At 67.3% G+C, this 19,046-nt stretch carries 16 protein-coding genes and 2 tRNA genes; 13 read left to right on the top strand and 5 right to left on the bottom strand.

All coding sequences use genetic code 11. From position 1 onward, the window contains the following. The first annotated feature begins 79 nt into the window (after positions 1 to 79). The 13 genes from uvrB to MUU77_RS05520 all read left to right on the top strand — a co-directional run bounded on the left by uvrB (position 80) and on the right by MUU77_RS05520 (position 12,222). Positions 80 to 2,101 (top strand): excinuclease ABC subunit UvrB, encoded by a 2,022-nt coding sequence (gene uvrB, locus MUU77_RS05460; protein WP_245092427.1) that lies wholly within the window; start codon positions 80 to 82, stop codon positions 2,099 to 2,101. Between the two features lie 75 nt (positions 2,102 to 2,176). After that, positions 2,177 to 2,251: transfer RNA gene (locus MUU77_RS05465), tRNA-Val, on the top strand. Between the two features lie 299 nt (positions 2,252 to 2,550). Further along, entirely contained in the window at positions 2,551 to 4,455 is a 1,905-nt protein-coding gene (gene thrS / locus MUU77_RS05470; RefSeq protein WP_245092451.1) for a threonine--tRNA ligase, read from the top strand. 92 nt (positions 4,456 to 4,547) lie between these two features. After that, positions 4,548 to 5,030, top strand: coding sequence for a translation initiation factor IF-3 (gene infC / locus MUU77_RS05475; protein WP_256452076.1), 483 nt, complete (start codon positions 4,548 to 4,550; stop codon positions 5,028 to 5,030). Positions 5,031 to 5,375: 345 nt separating this feature from the next. Next, a complete protein-coding gene (gene rpmI / locus MUU77_RS05480) occupies positions 5,376 to 5,573 on the top strand; it encodes a 50S ribosomal protein L35 (protein ID WP_162110557.1) in 198 nt (65 codons plus the stop codon). Positions 5,574 to 5,583: 10 nt separating this feature from the next. After that, positions 5,584 to 5,943 carry a 50S ribosomal protein L20 gene (gene rplT / locus MUU77_RS05485; protein ID WP_093300456.1) on the top strand — a complete coding sequence of 120 codons (360 nt, stop codon included), beginning with the start codon at positions 5,584 to 5,586 and terminating at the stop codon, positions 5,941 to 5,943. Between the two features lie 215 nt (positions 5,944 to 6,158). After that, complete coding sequence (gene pheS / locus MUU77_RS05490; RefSeq protein WP_245092453.1) at positions 6,159 to 7,154, top strand: phenylalanine--tRNA ligase subunit alpha; 996 nt, start codon at positions 6,159 to 6,161, stop codon at positions 7,152 to 7,154. A gap of 127 nt (positions 7,155 to 7,281) precedes the next feature. Further along, positions 7,282 to 9,669, top strand: coding sequence for a phenylalanine--tRNA ligase subunit beta (gene pheT / locus MUU77_RS05495; protein ID WP_245092455.1), 2,388 nt, complete (start codon positions 7,282 to 7,284; stop codon positions 9,667 to 9,669). Between the two features lie 56 nt (positions 9,670 to 9,725). Beyond that, the gene (locus tag MUU77_RS05500) at positions 9,726 to 10,025 is read left to right on the top strand and encodes an integration host factor subunit alpha (protein ID WP_055936063.1); all 300 of its coding nucleotides are present in this window, start codon (positions 9,726 to 9,728) and stop codon (positions 10,023 to 10,025) included. After that, complete coding sequence (locus MUU77_RS05505) at positions 10,006 to 10,362, top strand: MerR family transcriptional regulator (protein ID WP_056878218.1); 357 nt, start codon at positions 10,006 to 10,008, stop codon at positions 10,360 to 10,362. The genes MUU77_RS05500 and MUU77_RS05505 overlap by 20 nt, the downstream gene beginning before the upstream one ends. An 86-nt stretch (positions 10,363 to 10,448) precedes the next feature. Beyond that, positions 10,449 to 10,525 (top strand) — tRNA-Pro (locus MUU77_RS05510). 102 nt (positions 10,526 to 10,627) lie between these two features. Next, positions 10,628 to 11,098, top strand: a complete 471-nt coding sequence (locus tag MUU77_RS05515; RefSeq protein ID WP_245092457.1) for a cupin domain-containing protein — start codon at positions 10,628 to 10,630, stop codon at positions 11,096 to 11,098. Positions 11,099 to 11,187: 89 nt separating this feature from the next. Beyond that, a complete protein-coding gene (locus MUU77_RS05520) occupies positions 11,188 to 12,222 on the top strand; it encodes a TraB/GumN family protein (protein WP_245092459.1) in 1,035 nt (344 codons plus the stop codon). Positions 12,223 to 12,243: 21 nt separating this feature from the next. Here the strand turns inward: MUU77_RS05520 and dxs are convergent, their stop codons facing one another. The 5 genes from dxs to MUU77_RS05545 all read right to left on the bottom strand — a co-directional run bounded on the left by dxs (position 12,244) and on the right by MUU77_RS05545 (position 18,903). After that, the gene (gene dxs / locus MUU77_RS05525; protein WP_245092461.1) at positions 12,244 to 14,145 is read right to left on the bottom strand and encodes a 1-deoxy-D-xylulose-5-phosphate synthase; all 1,902 of its coding nucleotides are present in this window, start codon (positions 14,143 to 14,145) and stop codon (positions 12,244 to 12,246) included. 158 nt (positions 14,146 to 14,303) lie between these two features. Further along, positions 14,304 to 14,957, bottom strand: coding sequence for an HNH endonuclease (locus tag MUU77_RS05530; protein ID WP_185896764.1), 654 nt, complete (start codon positions 14,955 to 14,957; stop codon positions 14,304 to 14,306). Positions 14,958 to 15,051: 94 nt separating this feature from the next. Then, positions 15,052 to 16,845, bottom strand: a complete 1,794-nt coding sequence (locus MUU77_RS05535) for an acyl-CoA dehydrogenase C-terminal domain-containing protein (protein WP_245092463.1) — start codon at positions 16,843 to 16,845, stop codon at positions 15,052 to 15,054. Positions 16,846 to 16,881: 36 nt separating this feature from the next. Then, positions 16,882 to 17,355, bottom strand: a complete 474-nt coding sequence (locus MUU77_RS05540; RefSeq protein WP_245094260.1) for an LEA type 2 family protein — start codon at positions 17,353 to 17,355, stop codon at positions 16,882 to 16,884. Between the two features lie 84 nt (positions 17,356 to 17,439). Then, a complete protein-coding gene (locus tag MUU77_RS05545) occupies positions 17,440 to 18,903 on the bottom strand; it encodes a glycoside hydrolase family 30 beta sandwich domain-containing protein (RefSeq protein ID WP_245092465.1) in 1,464 nt (487 codons plus the stop codon). Between the last annotated feature and the right edge of the window lie 143 nt (positions 18,904 to 19,046).

The raw sequence follows: 19,046 nt of genomic DNA on the forward strand, positions 1-19,046 counted from the left end.
GTCCTGATGTAGGGAATCCCCGCAGGGGCGCTCACGCCCCCGGGGCTATACTCGAAGGTCGATTCCCGGACGGCCTGCGATGACTGATCGTTTCCAGCTTGTTTCCCCGTATTCGCCGGCGGGCGACCAGCCCCGCGCCATCGAGAAGCTGGTGGAGAACTTCCAGGCCGGCCTGGCCAAGCAGACCCTGTTGGGGGTGACGGGTTCGGGCAAGACCTACACGATCGCCAACGTGGTGCAGCAGATCCAGAAGCCCACCCTGGTGATGGCGCCCAACAAGACGCTGGCGGCGCAGCTGTACGGCGAGTTCAAGGCCTTCTTTCCGCACAATGCGGTCGAGTATTTCGTCAGCTACTACGACTACTACCAGCCGGAAGCCTATGTGCCGGCCAGCGATACCTTCATCGAGAAGGACAGCTCGATCAACGAGCACATCGAGCAGATGCGGCTGGCCGCCACCAAGACGCTGTTGTCCAGGCCCGATGCGCTGGTGGTCGCCACGGTGTCGGCGATCTACGGCCTGGGCGCGCCGGAGGACTACCTGTCGCTGCGCCTGATCCTGTCGCTGGGCGAGCGGATCGACCAGCGCGACCTGATCCGCCACCTGACCCAGCTGCAGTACACCCGCAACGAGTACGAGCTGCAGCGCGGCACGTTCCGCGTGCGCGGCGAGGTCATCGACGTGCACCCGGCGGAGAGCGATGCCGAAGCGCTGCGCATCGAGCTGTTCGACGGTGAGGTGGAGGGGCTCAGCCTGTTCGACCCGCTCACCGGCGAGTCGCTGCGCAAGCTGCAGCGCTACACGGTGTATCCCAAGACGCACTACGCCACCACCCGCGAGCGCGTGCTCACCGCCATCGACACCATCAAGGTCGAGCTGAAGGAGCGGCTGGAGCAGTTGTACGCGCAGAACAAGCTGGTCGAAGCGCAACGCCTGGCGCAGCGGACCCAGTTCGACGTGGAGATGATGGCGGAGGTCGGCTTCTGCTCGGGCATCGAGAACTACTCGCGCCACCTGACCGGCAAGGCGCCCGGTGAGCCGCCGCCGACCCTGTTCGACTACCTGCCGGCCGATGCCTTGCTGGTGATCGACGAATCGCACGTGACCATCCCGCAGATCGGCGCCATGTACAAGGGCGACCGCTCGCGCAAGGAGACCCTGGTGGAATTCGGCTTCCGGCTGCCGTCGGCGCTGGACAACCGGCCGTTGCGCTTCGAGGAATGGGAGGCGCGTTCCCCCCGCAGCATCTATGTCTCGGCTACCCCGGGACCTTACGAACTGCGCGAATCCAATGGCGAGATCGTCGAACTGGTGGTGCGCCCGACCGGCCTGATCGACCCTGAAGTGGAGATCCGTCCGGTCGGCACGCAGGTCGACGACCTGTTGTCGCAGATCAACGAGCGTGTGGCCTGGGGCGACCGCGTGCTGGTCACCACGCTGACCAAGCGGATGGCCGAGAACCTGACCGAGTACCTGGGCGAACACGGCATCAAGGTGCGTTATCTGCACTCGGACGTGGATACCGTCGAGCGCGTCGAGATCATCCGCGACCTGCGGCTGGGCAAGTTCGACGTGCTGGTGGGCATCAACCTGTTGCGTGAGGGGCTGGACATGCCCGAAGTCTCGCTGGTCGCGATCCTGGACGCGGACAAGGAGGGCTTCCTCCGGTCCACCGGCTCGCTCATCCAGACCATCGGCCGCGCCGCCCGCAACCTGCGCGGCAAGGCCATCCTGTACGCCGACAAGGTCACCCGTTCCATGCAGGCCGCCATCGACGAAACCGGCCGCCGCCGGGAGAAGCAGGTGGAGTACAACCTGGCGCACGGCATCACCCCCAAATCGGTCGCGCGGCCGATCGTGGACATCCTGGAAGGCGCCCGCAGCGAGGCCGCCAGCGAGGGCAAGGCCGGTCGGGGCAAGGGACGGCGCGTGGCCGAGGAAGCGGTGGAGTACGGCGTGATGGATCCGGCCAAGGCCGTGGCCCGCATCAAGGCGCTGGAGCAGCAGATGTACCAGCATGCCCGCGACCTGGAATTCGAGGACGCCGCGCGCCTGCGCGACCAGATCCAGCGGCTGAAGGAAGCCAGCCTGGGCGGCTGAGCCGTCGGGCGCCGCCCCCGGTTGTCGGCGACCCCGCATCCGGGATAGAATTCGCGCCCCTGCAAAGGGCAGACCGGGCGGTTAGCTCAGCGGTAGAGCACTACCTTGACATGGTAGGGGTCACAGGTTCGAACCCTGTACCGCCCACCACGCTTCCACGGCGTGGATTCCGGACTTCTGGGGCCAGCCCGATGCGCCATCTTCATCACGAGGTGGCCCGCGGAAACGCCGGCCGAGCGTGCGACATGAGCACTACCATCCCCTGAATCTGGTATTGCCCGAGGCACTGCATCCCGTAGGCGCCCTCGTGGCGCTTTTTTGTTGGCCTTTGCCCGTCCCCGATACCCTTTTGCAGGAGCGCCCCGTGGGCGCGATGCTCTTCCCGGGCAAACCTCGAAAGCATCTCGCCCACGGGGCGCTCCTACAAAGTTGAGAAGCCGGAACTTCCCATGATCACCATCACGCTCCCCGACGGCAGCCGCCGCGAGTTCGAGAACCCCGTTTCCGTCATGCAGGTGGCCCAGTCCATCGGCGCCGGCCTGGCCAAGGCCACTGTGGCCGGTGCCGTCGACGGCGTGCTGGTCGATGCCAGCGACGTCATCGACCACGACGCCACGCTGCGCATCATCACCCCGAAGGACGAGGAGGGCGTGGAGATCATCCGCCACTCCTGCGCCCACCTGGTCGGCCATGCGGTCAAGCAGCTGTACCCGGACGTGAAGATGGTCATCGGCCCGGTGATCGCCGAAGGCTTCTATTACGACATCTACAGCGAGCGCCCGTTCACGCCGGAGGACCTGGCGGCGATCGAGCAGCGCATGCAGGAACTGATCGCGCAGGACTACGACGTCATCAAGAAGATGACGCCGCGGTCCCAGGTGGTGGACGTCTTCAAGGCCCGCGGCGAGGACTACAAGCTGCGACTGATCGAGGACATGGGGCCCGAAGTGACGGCCATGGGCCTGTACTACCACCAGGAATACGTGGACATGTGCCGCGGCCCGCACGTGCCGAACACCCGTTTCCTGAAGGCGTTCAAGCTGACCCGCATCTCCGGCGCCTACTGGCGAGGCGATGCCAAGAACGAGCAGCTGCAGCGCATCTACGGCACCGCCTGGGCCGACAAGAAGCAGTTGGAGGCCTACATCCAGCGCATCGAGGAAGCCGAGAAGCGCGACCACCGCAAGATCGGCAGGCAGCAGGAACTGTTCCACCTGCAGGAAGAAGCGCCGGGCCTGGTGTTCTGGCACCCGAAGGGCTGGGCCATCTGGCAGGTGGTCGAGCAGTACATGCGCAAGGTCTACCGCGACAGCGGCTACCAGGAAGTGCGCTGTCCGCAGATCCTCGACGTCGCCCTGTGGAAGAAGTCCGGCCACTGGGACAACTACAAGGAAAACATGTTCTTCAGCGAATCGGAAAACCGCACCTACGCGGTCAAGCCGATGAACTGCCCGGGCCACGTGCAGGTGTTCAACCAGGGCCTGCACAGCTACCGCGACCTGCCGATCCGCTACGGCGAGTTCGGTGCCTGCCACCGCAACGAGCCCTCGGGCGCGCTGCACGGCATCCTGCGCGTGCGCGGCTTCACCCAGGACGACGGCCACATCTTCTGCACCGAGGACCAGATCGAGGCCGAGGTGACGGCGTTCCACCAGCAGGCGCTGAAGGTGTACTCGGACTTCGGTTTCGAAGACATCCAGATCAAGATCGCCCTGCGCCCGGACGCGCGCCTGGGCGACGACGCCACCTGGGACAAGGCCGAGGCCGCCCTGCGCGCCGCCCTGCGCAGCTGCGGGGTGGAGTGGCAGGAGCTGCCGGGCGAGGGCGCCTTCTATGGCCCCAAGATCGAGTACCACCTGAAGGACGCCATCGGCCGGACCTGGCAGCTGGGGACCATGCAGGTCGACTTCATGATGCCGGGCCGCCTGGGCGCCGAGTACGTGGACGAGAACAGCCAGCGCCAGCACCCGGTCATGCTGCACCGGGCCATCGTGGGGTCCATGGAGCGGTTCATCGGCATCCTGATCGAGCACCACGCTGGTGCATTCCCGTCCTGGCTGGCGCCGCAGCAGGCCGTGGTGATGAATATCACCGATGCCCAGGCCGATTACGTGGCCGAAGTCAGGAAAACCCTTGCAAATCAAGGCTTCCGGGTGGCGGCCGATTTGCGGAACGAGAAGATCGGCTATAAGATTCGCGAGCACACGCTGCAGCGGGTGCCGTACCTGCTGGTGGTCGGAGACCGCGAGAAGGAAAATGGCGCCATCGCCGTGCGCACGCGTTCCGGGGAGGATCTGGGCACCATGTCCGTTGCCGCCTTCGCAGAACGTTTGCGTAACGAGCACGCCGCGTAGTTTGGTTCCGGCCTGCATGGGCCGGTGCACCCCTCCCTGGAGACTGCAACATCAGCACCCCTGACAACAAGCAAAACCGCAAGAACCTGGAAATCCGCGTGCCGCGCGTGCGCGTGATCGGTTCGGATGGCGAAATGATCGGCGTGCTCTCGCGCGACGAGGCCTTGGCCATGGCCGAGGATGAAGGATTGGACCTGGTCGAGATCCAGCCCAATGCCGAGCCGCCCGTGTGCAAGATCATGGACTTCGGCAAGTTCAAGTTCGAGGCGCAGAAGAAGGCCAACGAAGCCAAGAAGAAGACCAAGCAGGTCGAGATCAAGGAGCTGAAGTTCCGCCCGGTCACCGACGAGGGCGACTACCAGATCAAGATGCGCAACATCCGCCGCTTCCTGCAGGAGGGCGACAAGGTCAAGGTCAATATCCGCTTCCGTGGCCGTGAGATGAGCCACCAGGAACTGGGTCGCGAGATGGCCGCGCGCATCGAGGCCGAACTGGGCGACGAGATCGTCATCGAGTCCCGTCCGCGCCTGGAAGGCCGCCAGATGGTCATGATGATCGCCCCCAAGAAAAAATGACGTCAGCGGCCTTGCCGCTGGCGCATACCGTTCCCCTCGCCCCGCGTGCGGGGAGAGGGCAAAGGGTGAGGGGAGGCGCCGCGAGGCGCCTTTCGCGTTTCCGCTTCCCCGCTAAGTGGCCGGATTTGCAAGAAAAAACGGCAGCGGGCATAATACGCGGCCCGGTACGCCGGGAGGCTGTTCGCAGCCGATGGACCCGTCGGGGGCTTCCTTCGTGGAATCAACGACTTACAAGCCGATATGGGCAAGGATGGAAAGAGTGGCCTTTCGGTCTTCGCGGCAACGCCGCCAAGCACCGGAGGGCGCCGCCCGGATCAGTGACATAAACCCGTCAAGGACATAGCAATGCCCAAGATCAAGACCCACCGGGCGGCGGCCAAGCGTTTCCGCAAGACCGCCTCCGGCAAGTTCAAGGCTGGCCACGCCAACCGTAGCCACATCCTCACCAAGAAGGCGACCAAGCGTAAGCGCGGCCTGCGTGCGACGAACATCGTCCGCGCCGAGGACAGCGGCCGTTTGAACCGCATGCTTCCCTACCTCTGAGGACTGAGACATGGCACGAGTTAAGCGTGGCGTGATGGCGCGTCGCCGTCACAAGAAGGTCCTCAACCTGGCCAAGGGCTATTACAACGCCCGTCGCAAGGTGTTCCGCGTCGCCAAGCAGGCGGTCATCAAGGCGCAGCAGTACGCCTACATCGGCCGCAAGCAGAAGAAGCGCAACTTCCGTTCGCTGTGGATCACCCGCATCAATGCGGCGGCCCGCATCAACGGCCTGAGCTACAGCCGCTTCATGAACGGCCTGCTGAAGGCCGGCATCACCCTGGACCGCAAGGTGCTGGCGGACATCGCCGTGCACGACGCGGCCGGTTTTGCGGCCCTGGCTGAAAAGGCGAAGGGCGCACTCGCGGCGTAAGCCGCGTCTCCACCGTAAAGCACTCCGGCAGTCCATCGCCGGGAACACGTGGGGAAGGGCGCGAGTCCTTCCCCATTGTTTTTTGTGGGTCGCCGTCATTCCGGCGAAAGCCGGAGTCCATCCTGATCTTCGCGCACGCCAAGTCCGTGAAGCAGGTGCAACGGCAAAATGGATCCCGGCATTGGCCGGGATGACGACACGAGGTCCGATCAAATATGAGTCAAATCGAGTCCCTGTCCACCCAGGCCCTGGCCGACATCGCGGCAGCGCAGTCCCCCGAGGTGGTGGAGCAGCTGCGCGTGGCCCTGCTGGGCAAGAGCGGCAGCATCACCACCCAGCTGAAGCAGTTGGGGACATTGCCCGCCGACCAGCGCAAGGCCGCCGGCGAAGCGATCAATCGCGCGCGCGATGCGATCGGCGAGGCGCTGTCGGCCCGCAAGTCCGTGCTGGAAGACGCCGCGCTCGATGCGCGCCTGGCCGGCGAAACCATCGACGTCACCCTGCCGGGCAGGAACGGCACGCGCGGCGGGCTGCACCCGATCAGCCGCACCCTGGAGCGCATCGCCGATATCTTCGGCCGCCTGGGCTACGAACTGGCGGACGGCCCGGAGATCGAGGACGACTGGCACAACTTCGAAGCGCTGAACTTCCCGCCGCACCACCCGGCGCGCGCCATGCACGACACGTTCTACTTCGGCGATGGCCGCCTGCTGCGCACGCATACCTCGGGTGTGCAGGTGCGCTACATGGACGCGCACCAGCCGCCGCTGCGCATGATCGCGGCGGGCAAGGTCTACCGCAGCGACAGCGACCAGACCCATTCGCCGATGTTCCACCAGGTCGAAGGCCTGCTGGTCGACGAGCACTCCACGTTCGCCGACCTGAAGGGCACGCTGGCCGAGTTCGTGCGTGCGTTCTTCGAGCGCGATTTCGAGATGCGCTTCCGCCCCAGCTACTTCCCTTTCGTTGAACCGGGTGCGGAAGTCGACATCGCCTGGCAGCAGCCGGATGGCAGCACGCGCTGGCTGGAAGTACTGGGCTGCGGCATGGTGCATCCGAACGTGCTGCGCAACTGCGGCATCGATCCGGAGCGCTACACCGGCTTCGCGTTCGGTCTTGGCGTGGAGCGCTTCGCGATGCTGCGCTACGGCGTCAACGATCTGCGCGCGTTCTTCGAGAACGACGTGCGGTTCCTGAAGCAGTTTGCTTGAGGACAGGGGATCGGGAATGGAGAGTGGGGAATCGGCAAAAGCGCCATCCCGCTCCCGACCGATCAACGTGCGCCAGGCTGTTTGACGATTCTCCATTCCCCATTCTCCATTCCCGAAATTTCAAGACATGAAATTTTCCGAAAACTGGCTGCGCAGCCACGTTCCCACCCGGGCCACCCGCGATGAGCTGGCGGCCACGCTGACCGCGATCGGCCTGGAGGTCGAAGACGTCACCGCGCTGGGCGATGGCCTGGCGGACGTGGTGGTCGCGCGCATCGTCGAATGCGCCCGCCATCCCGAAGCCGACCGTCTGCAGGTCTGCCAGGTCGATGCCGGGCAGGACGGGCTGCTGCAGATCGTCTGCGGTGCGCCGAACGCGCGCCCCGGCCTGCTGGCGCCGCTGGCGATGGTCGGTGCGCAGGTGGGCGGCATCGCCATCAAGGCGGCCCGGCTGCGGGGCGTGGAATCGAACGGCATGCTGTGTTCGGCCAAGGAGCTCGGCATCGATGCCGATGCCTCCGGCCTGCTGGAACTGCCGGCCGATGCGCCGGTCGGTACGCCGGTTGCCGATTATCTCGGCCTGCCCGATGCCAGCATCGAGATCAAGCTGACGCCCAACCGCGCCGACTGCTTCAGCGTGCGCGGCATCGCCTTCGACGTGGCGGCGTCGCTGGGCAGCGAGGTGAAAGCGCTGGATGCCGCACCGGTGCCGGCGCAGAGCCCGGCCACGATGGAGGTCGCGCTGGAAGCGGGGCCGAAAGTGCCGCGCTTCGCCGGCCGCGTGATCGAAGGCGTCGACGCCCGGGCGGCCACCCCCATCTGGATGGCCGAGCGCCTGCGCCGCAGCGGCGTGCGCCCGATCAGCTTCCTGGTGGACGTCACCCAGTACGTGATGCTTGAACTGGGCCAGCCCATGCACGCCTTCGACCGCGACATGCTGGAAGGGCCGGTGGTCGTGCGCCCCGCACGGGCGGGCGAGCAGGCCACGCTGCTGGACGGCCGCACCGTGGCGCTGGACGACGATTTCCTGGTGGTGTCCGACAGCCGCGATGGCCGCGCCTCACGCGCCGTGGCGCTGGGCGGCATCATGGGCGGCCTCGACACCCGGGTGACCGATGCGACGACGAACGTCTTCCTGGAAGCCGCGCACTGGATCCCCTCGGCCATCATCGGCCGTAGCCGCAAGCTGGGCCTGCACACCGATGCCGGGCATCGCTTCGAGCGCGGCGTCGATCCCGAACTGCCGCGCCTGGCCGTGGAGTACGCGACCCGCCTGATCCTCGACGTGGCCGGCGGCACGCCGGGCCCGACGACGGTGGTCGAGCATGCCGGACACCTGCCGGCGCCTGTCGCGATCCGGCTGCGCCGCGCGCGCGTCGCCCGCGTGCTGGGCGTGGACATCGCCGACGCCGAGATCGAGCGCATCCTGCGCGCGCTCGGCCTGCAGGCGGCGGCCCTGGCCGATGGCTGGAGCGTGGTGGCGCCGACCCGCCGCTTCGACATCGCCATCGAAGAAGACCTGATCGAAGAACTGGCCCGCATCCACGGCTACGACCGCGTGCCCACCACGCTGCCCGGCGGCGCCACGCGCATCGCCTCGCCCAGCGAGACGCGCGTGGAAGCCGGGGTGGTGCGTCGCCAGCTGGCCGCACGCGACTATCTGGAAACGGTGAACTTCGCCTTCGTCGATGCGCAGTGGCTGGCGCACTGGCAGATGGCCGATGGGGCCGTTCCGCTGGCCAATCCCCTGAGCGCCGAGCTGGCCATCATGCGCACCGCGCTGCTGCCCGGTGTCGTGGCCGCCCTGCAGCGCAACGCCGCCCGTCAGGCGGGCCGCGTCCGCCTGTTCGAGATCGGCAACGTGTTCCAGGCCGTGGCCGGCGCCGCGCCGCGCGAGACCGTCCGCCTTGCTGCGGCGGCCGTCGGCGAGGCGGCCGCCGAACAGTGGGGGCAGCCGACCCGCAAGGTGGATTTCCACGACCTGAAGGGCGACCTGGAAAGCGTCGCCGCGTTGTCCGGCGCCCCGCTGGAGTTCCGGCCCTCGACCGCGCCCCACGGACATCCGGGCCGTTCGGCCGATGTCTACCGCGAAAACCAGAAGGTGGGCTGGATCGGCCAGCTGCACCCGCGCCTGCAGCGCGCGCTGGACCTGGATGCCGAGGTGGTCGCGTTCGAAGTGGATCTGGCGCCCCTGGCCATCCGCGCGCTGCCGCGGGCAGGCGACCTGTCGCGCTATCCGTCCGTCCGCCGGGATCTTGCGTTCGTCGTCGCCGACACGGTGCCGTGGGCGGAGATCGCGGCCACCGCGCGCACGGCCGCGGGCCCGCTGCTGCGGGACGTCCAGCTGTTCGACAGGTACGTCGGGCAGGGGGTCGAATCAGGTCAAAAGAGTCTCGCTATGGGCTTGATTTTGCAGGACAACTCACGCACTCTCACGGACGCCGACGTGGCGCAGGTCGTGGCGCAGGTCGTGGCGGCCATCGGCGACGCGCATGGCGCGAAGGTGCGCGGATGATCGGCGTGAAGACAGTGGTGGGGCCGGCGACGGCCGCAATGGGGAAGCAGTAGTCCATGGCATTGACGAAGGCGGAGATGGCCGAACGTCTGTTCGACGAGGTCGGCCTGAACAAGCGCGAGGCGAAGGAATTCGTCGACGCCTACTTCGACGTCCTGCGCGAGGCCCTGGAACAGGGCCGCCAGGTGAAGCTGTCGGGCTTCGGCAACTTCGACCTGAGGCGCAAGAACCAGCGCCCGGGCCGCAATCCGAAGACCGGCGAGGAAATCCCGATCTCGGCGCGGACGGTGGTGACCTTCCGGCCGGGCCAGAAACTCAAGGAGCGGGTGGAAACGTATGCTGGATCCGGGCAGTAACCGCGAGCTTCCGCCGATCCCGGCCAAGCGCTACTTCACCATCGGTGAGGTCAGCGAGCTGTGCGACGTCAAGCCGCATGTGCTGCGCTACTGGGAAACGGAGTTCCCCAGCCTGGAGCCGGCCAAGCGCCGCGGAAACCGCCGGTACTACCAGCGCCATGACGTGCTGATGGTCCGCCAGATCCGCAGCCTGCTGTACGAACAGGGCTATACCATCGGCGGCGCCCGTCTGCGCCTGGAAGGCGAGGGCGCCAAGCAGGAAGCGGCGCTGAGCCACCAGATCGTGCGCCAGGTGCGCATGGAGCTGGAAGAAATCCTGCAGTTGTTGCGCCGGTGACGCATGACGGCGCTCCTGCTGGGAGTCGCCGGCGAATTCCGGCTATAATGCGCGGCCCGTCGCAAGGCGGGCCGATCCGCGAGATTCGGGGCGTAGCGCAGCCTGGTAGCGCATCTGCCTGGGGGGCAGAGGGTCGTCGGTTCAAATCCGGCCGTCCCGACCAATCGCGGTTCGACATCAAGCCTGCGCTCACGCGTGGGCTTTTTTGTGCCCGGCGCACGCGCCCGACGACGGCAGGCCGTCCGCCCTGCATACGGGAAAGCCCATGCATCCAAGAGCCGACGAGCTGATCCGCACCCTGCAACTGGCGCCGCACCCCGAGGGTGGCCACTTCCGCCGGGTATACGAATCGGCCAAGCGCACCGAGGTGAACGGCATCGAGCGGCCCACGCTCACCGCCATCAAGTTCCTGTTGCCGGCCGGCGTGACGACCCGCTGGCACCGGGTGGACGCCACCGAGGTCTGGGACTGGAGCGAAGGCGGCGCCCTGGAGTTGTCGATGTTCGATCCCGAGCAGCGCACGCTGACCCGCGTGCAACTGGATACCTCCGCCCGGGGCGGCCAGGCCAACCAGGTGGTGCCCGCGGGCATCTGGCAAAGCGCGCGTTCGCTCGGCGATTACACGCTGGTGGACTGCTCGGTGTCCCCTGGCTTCAGCTGGCAGGGCTTCGAGCTGATGCAGAGCGGCAGCGAGGTCGCGCGCACGCTGCGCGACGCGGGCGGCAAGGTCGCCTGAACGCAATCCCCCTCGCTCGCCAGACGCCGCGCGCCATCCGCCTTTGCTCAAGGCAAACTTCCGCGATCCGACCGTCTGGAGTCGCCGCGATGCGTCTGTCGTTGTACGGCCTGCTGTGGCTGTCGCTGTTGATGGGAGGCGCTCCCGCAGGCGCGCAGGAGACTTCAGCAAGCGAACCCGTACCGCCGATGGCCGGGACCGACGTGATCGAGATGGAGGCCGTGGTCGTGGCCGGCGTGCAGCCTGGGCCCGGCCTGTGGAAGGTGCGCCAGGGCGACCATCTGCTTTACGTGCTGGGCACGCAGTCGCCGCTGCCGAAGAACATCACCTGGCGCTCCGACGAGGTCGACCAGGTCCTGCAACTCGCGGACGAGGTGCTGGCCTCGCCGGGCATCAGCGTCGGTACCGATATCGGCTTCTTCCGTGGACTCACGCTGCTGCCTTCCGCGCTGAAGGCCTCCAAGAACCCGGATGGGCAGAAGCTGCAGGACGTCCTGCAGCCCGAGTTGTACGCCCGCTGGGCCGTGCTGAAGCGACGCTACATGGGACGTGATGGAGGCATCGAGAAGAAGCGTCCGCTGATCGCGGCGTTCCAGCTTTACTCCGAAGCCTTGTCGGACTCGGGCCTGCGCGAGGGCGGCGTCATCGATCCCGTGATCGATGCCGTGTTGAAGCGGCGCAAGATGAAGCGCACGCCGACGGTGCTGGACATCAAGTTGGACGATCCGCGTGCGGCGCTGGCGGATTTCCGCAAGGAAACCCTCAAACCCGAGGATCTCGCCTGCTTCAGCAAGACGCTCGATGTCATCGAGGGCGATCTGCCGCACGTGGCGGCGCGTGCCAATGCCTGGGCGGTGGGGGACTGGCCGGCGTTGCGATCCGGGGCGCGGCAGGACTGGCAGCAGGCCTGTGAGCTGGCCTGGTTCAACACCGACACGGCGCGCAAGCGCGGCATTTCCGACGTGGAGGCGCGCATGCAGGCGCGCTGGATGGAGGTCGCCGAAGGCGCGCTGCAGAAGAACCGGATCACCTTCGCTACCGTGCCGGTATGGCAGCTGGTCAAGCCCGGCGGTTATCTGGCGGCCCTGCAGGCCAAGGGATACCAGGTGGAAGCGCCGGAATGATCCGGCGCGCCGCCGCGAGGCTCAGCCCGCCGCGGTCTTCGGGACGGCGCCCAGCGGCGGCCAGCGCTTGAGCACGCGGGTGCGGATGCCGGCCGCATCGATGCCGGCTTCGGCCAGCAGGTCTTCGCGGCTGGCATGGTGCTGGAACTCGTCCGGCAGGCCCAGGTGCAGCACGGGCAGGGTGATGCCTTCGCCATTGAGCAGTTCGGCCACGCCCGAGCCGGCGCCGCCCATCACCACGTTGTCCTCGATGGTGACCAAGCCCTGGTGGTGCTTCGCCAGCTCGAGCAGCAGGTCGCGGTCCAGCGGCTTGACGAAACGCATGTTCACCACGGTCAGGCCCAGCTCGCGTCCCACCTGTTCGGCGGCGGCGACGGTGGAGCCGAAAGCCAGCAGCGCCACGCGCGTGCCGCGCACGCGCAGGTCCGCCTTGCCGATCGGCAGCGTGTCCAGGCCGGGTTCGATCGCCACGCCGGGGCCGGTGCCGCGCGGATAGCGCACCGCAGCCGGTCCGTTGAAGTGGTAGCCGGTGCTCAGCATCTGCCGGCACTCGTTCTCGTCGGCCGGGGCCATCACCACCATGTGCGGCACGCAGCGCAGGTAACTCAGGTCCAGGTTGCCGGCGTGCGTGGCGCCGTCGGGGCCGACCACGCCACCCCGATCGATGGCGAACAGCACGTCCAGCTGCTGGATGGCCACGTCGTGCACCAGCTGGTCGTAACCGCGCTGCAGGAACGTCGAGTAGATCGCCACCACCGGCTTGCCGCCTTCGCAGGCCATGCCCGCGGCCAGGGTCACCGCATGCTGCTCGGCGATGGCCACGTCGAAGTAGCGCTCGGGGTACTCCCGGCTGAAGCGCACCAGGCCCGAGCCTTCGCGCATCGCCGGCGTGATGCCCAGCAGCTTGGGTTCGGCGGCGGCCATGTCGCACAGCCAGTCGCTGAAGATGTCGGTGTAGGTCGGTTTCTTCGCGCCGCCCTTGCTGACCAGGCCCTTCTCGGGGTCGAACGGGCCCACCGCGTGGTAACCGATCTGGTCGCCCTCGGCCAGTTCGTAGCCCTTGCCCTTGGTGGTCAGGATATGGAGCAGCTGGGGGCCCTTGAGCGTCTTCAGCGTCTTCAGCGCGCCCACGAGCGCTTCGACATCATGGCCGTCGATCGGTCCCGTGTAGTGGAAGCCCATCTGTTCGAACAGGGTGGACGGCACGAACATGCCCTTCCAGTGCTCTTCCCAGCGGCGCATGAAGCGCGCCGGCGGCTTCTTCTTGTCGCCCAGCAGCTTCTTGCCGCCTTCGCGCAGTGCGTTCAGCGTGCGGCTGCTGCTCAGCCGGCCCAGCATCTTGGTCAGACCGCCGACGTTCTCGGAGATCGACATCTGGTTGTCGTTGAGGATCACCAGCAGGTTGGGCTCGGGTTCCATGCCGCCGGCATGGTTGAGCGCTTCGAAGGCCATGCCGGCCGTCATCGCGCCGTCGCCGATCACCGCCACCACCTTGCGGTCGTCGCCCTGCTGCGCCAGCGCGATGGCCATGCCCAGCGCAGCGGAGATCGAGGTGGAGGAATGCCCCACGCCGAAGGTGTCGTACTCGCTTTCCTCGCGCTTGGGGAACGGCGCCACGCCGTCCTTCTGCTTGACCGTATGGATCGTGTCGCGGCGGCCGGTGAGGATCTTGTGCGGATAGCACTGGTGGCCGACATCCCACACCAGCCGGTCGTGCGGCGTCTCGTACAGGTAGTGCAGCGCCACGGTCAGCTCGATGACGCCCAGTCCGGCACCGAAGTGGCCGCCGCTGCGACCGACCGACTCGATCAGATAGCCGCGCAGCTCCTCGGCGATGGCGGGCAGTTCGGACTCGTCGAACTGGCGCAGGTCGGCCGGGATCTGGATCCGGGACAGGCGGGGATAGCGGGCGGCGTCGATCATCGGGCTGGTATGGGTCTGGCCCGCTATTTTCCCCCTCTTGTGTGAAGCGGGGCAAGCAAAGGGGTGAAGTGGACGGGAAACCGCCTGCGATGACCCCAGGGCGGCCCGTGATCGTGAACGCCCGCGCGGCAGCGTGGGTGGGGCATCCTGGCCATGGATCAGGCGGAAAGCTTGGACTTCTTCGGCAATTGCGCCTTCAGGAATGCCATCTGGTCGGCCAGGATGTTGCGGTTGGACAGGATCAGGTGCTCGATCCAGCTGGGCCGGTACGGCACGGCCAGCAGCGGCATGTGGGCCTGCTGGGGCGTGCGGTTGCTCTTGCGCGAATTGCAGTGGAAGCAGGCCGTCACCACGTTCTCCCATACGTCCTTGCCGCCCTTGGACAGCGGCAGCACGTGGTCGCGGGTGAGGTGCGGCCGCGAGAACTCATGCCCGCAGTACAGGCACAGGTGCGCGTCGCGGGCGAACAGGGCCGTGTTGGTCAGGGTGGGGGTCGGCGACAGCGCGTGCGCCCGCGCATGGCCGCGGGAGGCCACGATGGGGTGCAGTTCGATCAGGCTCTGCTCGCCGGTCAGGCGGCTGACGCCTCCGTGCACGTGCAGGCAGGGGTCGCCGAGCGTCCATGCCACGGCCCCGCGCGCGTACAGGCAGGTCGCGTCCTGCCAGTTGATCCAGTCGAGCACGCGGCCATGGGCATCCAGCGACAGCAGGCGCAGGGCGGCGGGGTGCGGGCGGGGGGACGACGGGGGCGGGACCGGTGTTTGCGGGGAACCGGTCTGGACCAGGTGAAGCTGAGCTCTGTCTGCTTCCATGGAGAAGCAGGTTATACCCAAATGTTGACGAAATGTGTATAGCGCGCAGGATTTCGCCGGAAGCGCGCAGGCCGCGCGCTTCCGGCAGGCCGGCTCAATCCCCGAAGTGCGCGTCTTCCATCGCCATCAGGGTGTCTGCGCCGGATTCGATGGCGGCCGCGTGCGCCAGCGTGCGCGGCAGGATGCGTGCGAAGTAGAACCGCGCGGTCTCGCGCTTGGCCTGCTTGAACGCATCCCCGTGCGCGGACGCCTGCGCCGCGGCCACGCTGCGCGCCCACCAGTAGGCCAGCACCACGTAGCCGGAGTAGAACAGGTAGTCGGTGCTGGCGGCGCCGATCTCCTCCGGGTTCGACGCCGCGCGCTCCAGCACCTTCTTGGTCAGCGCGGCCCATTCGGCGGCCTTCTGCTGCAGCGGATCGATGAACTCGCGCAGCGTGGCGTCGTCCTTGTGCTGCTGGGCGAAGGCATGCACGTCGGCGAGGAACAGCTTCAGGCCCGCCGCCTGCGTGGCCGCCGTCTTGCGGCCCATCAGGTCCAGCGCCTGGATGCCGGTGGTGCCTTCGTACAGGGTGGTGATGCGCGCATCGCGCGCCAGCTGTTCCATGCCGTGCTCATGGATGTAGCCGTGGCCGCCGAAGCACTGCAGCGCGTGATAGGTGTTCTCGATGCCCCATTCGGTCTGGCAGGCCTTCGAGATCGGGGTGAGGAAGCTGACCAGCGTGTCGGCGCGCTCGCGCTCGGCCGGATCTTCTGCGTGGTTGGCCACATCGATCAGGCTGCCGGCATGCAGGGCGAGCAGGCGGCTGCCTTCGATCAGCGACTTCATCGTCAGCAGCATGCGCCGCACGTCGGGATGCACGATGATGGGATCGGCCGGCCTGTCGGGGAACTTCGGGCCGCTCAGCGAGCGCGTCTGCAGGCGCTCGCGCGCATAGCGCAGGGCATTCTGGTAGGCGCGTTCGCTCAGGCCGATGCCCTGCAGGCCCACGCCGAGGCGCGCGGTGTTCATCATGGTGAACATCGCCTGCAGGCCCTTGTGCGGCTGCCCCACCAGGTAGCCCTGCGCGCCATCGAAGTTCATCACGCACGTCACCGACGCCTTGATGCCCATCTTGTGCTCGATCGAGCCGCAGGACAGCGCATTGCGTTCGCCGAGCGTACCGTCGCGCAAAACCTTGAACTTCGGCGTGACGAACAGCGAGATGCCTTTCGCGCCGGGCGGCGCGTCGGGCAGCTTGGCCAGCACCAGGTGCACGATGTTGTCGGTCAGGTCGTGCTCGCCCGCGGTGATGAAGATCTTGGTGCCGGTGATGGCGTAGCTGCCGTCGGCATTGGGTTCGGCCTTGGTCTTCAGCAGGCCCAGGTCGGTGCCGCAATGGGGTTCGGTCAGGCACATCGTGCCGGTCCAGCGGCCCTCGACCAGTGGCTTCAGGAAGACCTCCTGCTGCCACGCTTGGCCGTGGTGCTTGAGCGCCTCCACCGCACCGTGGGACAGCAACGGGAAGTTGCCCCACGCCAGGTTGCTGGCGTTGACCATCTCGTTGAGCGGCACGCCCATCGTGTGGGGCAGGCCCTGGCCACCGAAGTCGGGCGAGGCCGTCAGGCCCGTCCAGCCGCCTTCCACGAACTGGGCGTACGCGGTCTTGAAGCCTGGCGGGGTGGTCACTTCCCCGGTGGCCTTGTCCAGGGTGCTGCCGATCTCGTCGCCGACGCTGTTGAGCGGGGCGAGCACGGTTTCGGCGAAGCGTGCGGCTTCGTCCAGCACCGCATCGAGGATGTCGCGGGTGGCATCGGGATAGCCCAGGCGCTGGAACAGCGGCTCGACGCCCAGCACGTCGTACAGGGCGAAGCGGAGATCGGTGAGGGGGGCTTTGTAGGATGCGCTCATGCGGGGTCTCGGGAAGTCGGGCAGGGGGGCGGCTGCTCAGCGCAGCACGCCGTCCAGGCCGGGAACGGGATTGAGGGTGTTGCGGGTGTCGATATCGAAGCTGCGGACCTTGGCGTCCTCGGGCGTCGCGTCGGCGCTGCCCTTCAGGGCATAGGGCAGCCCACGCCGGCCGGCCAGCGCATCGGCGACCACGATGCGCGCCTGGCTGGATGGCGCGAACGGCACCGTCACGACGTCGGCCGATTCCGGTCCGACCGACAGGCCGGGCGTGGCCTGGAGCGTGCCGGCGGCCTGGTCGCCTACCCGCACCTCGACCTTCACGGCGTCGAAGCGCATCGGGATGCTGCTGTAGTTCTGCAGTCGCAGGTCGACCACCCACTGGCCGTCCGCCTTCACCGTGAGTTGCTGCACGCTCACGGCCGGGTCCGAGACGCGCCGGACCATGCCGCTGCCGCAGCCGGCCAGCAGGACCGAGGTCGCCATCAGTGCCAGCAGGGAAATACGCCGCATCATGCCGCTGCTCCATGGGGAAAGCGGCAGGATACTACGGCGTATGGCGTCCCGGATGACAGCTCGGGGCGCTGCCCGGGCCGGTCAGTCGTGTTGCGTTGCGTCAGGCTGCCACACGAAGGTCGCCACGCTGCGTGCCGGCAGCGTGTAGGCGAACCGGCGCTTGCCGTGCTCCACGCTGAAGCGGCGGGGCTCGATGGCCGAGTTGGCCACCAGCAGCACCAGTGAGCCGTCGTCGGCATTGCGGAAGGCGACGTTGTCCAGGTCGTCGGACGGCCCGGTCGAGGCGATCCGATGTGCGCCGGGACGCACGAAGCGGCTGGCATGGGCCAGGGCGTAGTACTCGTCCGTGCGGGTGATGTCCCCGGTACGCGAGTCGATGGTCACCACGCCGCGGCAGGTGTGGCAGCCGCCGGCATAGGGGCCGTTGTTCTCGTCCAGCGCCAGGTTCCAGAACAGGGCGCCGCTCGCCCAGTGGCGCATGCTGCGGATGATGATGTTCTTCGCCTGCAACGGCAGTCCGCCACTGCGCACCGGCTCCCAGTCGCCGCCGGAGCACTCGGTCATGTAGGCGTCCTTGTCGGGAAAGGCCTCGTGCACGGGCGACTGCGCCGCCACATCGCCGCCGTAGCAGTGCCAGGCCACGGCGTCCACGTAGTCGCGCGCGGCCGGGTCGGACAGCACACCCATCGGCTCTTCCGGCTTGTCCCAGTTGTGGTCCCAGTCGAAGATCAAGGGGCCGTTGCCGCGCCGTTCGATCATCGGCCCCAGGTGGTCGCCGATCAGCCGCGCGCGCGCCGGTGCGTTCAGGCGCATGCCGGGATAGTCCTTCGGCTCGTAGTCCGGCTCGTTCTGCACGGTCAGCGCGAAGACGGGTATGCCCTCGGCGGCGTAGGCATCCACGTACTTCAGAAGATAGCGCGAGAAGGCGTCGTAGTACTGCGGCAGCAGGCGTCCCTGGATCAGGCTGTTGCTGTCCTTCATCCAGCCCGGTGCGCTCCACGGCGAGGCCATGATCTTCAACTGCGGGTTGATGGCCAGCATGGCGCGCGCGACAGGAATGACGTCGCCGCGGTTCTCATCGATGCTGAAGTGCTCCAGCTCGGGATCCGGCTTGCCGTCCGGCGTGTCGTTGAGGCTGTAGTGGTGGCGCGAGAAGTCGGACGCACCGATGGTCAGGCGCGAAAAGCTCAGGCCCAGGCCGTTCCCCTCGCGGCCGAACAACTCTTTCAGCAGCGCATCGCGCTGGCGCGCGTCCAGCTTGTGCTGGATCAGCCACGCGGACGAATCGGTCAGCGACGCGCCGAAGCCGACGATCTCCTGGAAGCGCTGCGCGTCGTCGACCACGATCTGCGGCCGCGCGGACGCCCGTTCGGCGAAACGCGCCGGGGCCGAAGGCGCCAGTGCGCGGGTGTGGTCGGCGGTGGTGATCCATACCGACACGTCGGCGGGAGCCGGCTGCGCGGCGGCGCGCGGTGCGCCTGCCCACGCCAACAGGACGAGGCTGGCGAGCAGGGGATGAAAGCGGCCGGAAAAAGGTCGGGTCATGCGGGCGAATCCTGGTTGTGCGGATGTCGTGGGTACGTGGCGAATCCCGCCCGGAATCCGCGCAAAGCGTTTGCTGCAGTGCAGCGACGGCTTCTCTGCGGGTTGGCGCGCAACAAGCAAATTCAATCCTGTGCGCTCCGACG

Origin of the sequence: Pseudoxanthomonas sp. F37, from assembly GCF_022965755.1 — a bacterium.
Taxonomy (GTDB): Bacteria; Pseudomonadota; Gammaproteobacteria; order Xanthomonadales; family Xanthomonadaceae; genus Pseudoxanthomonas_A.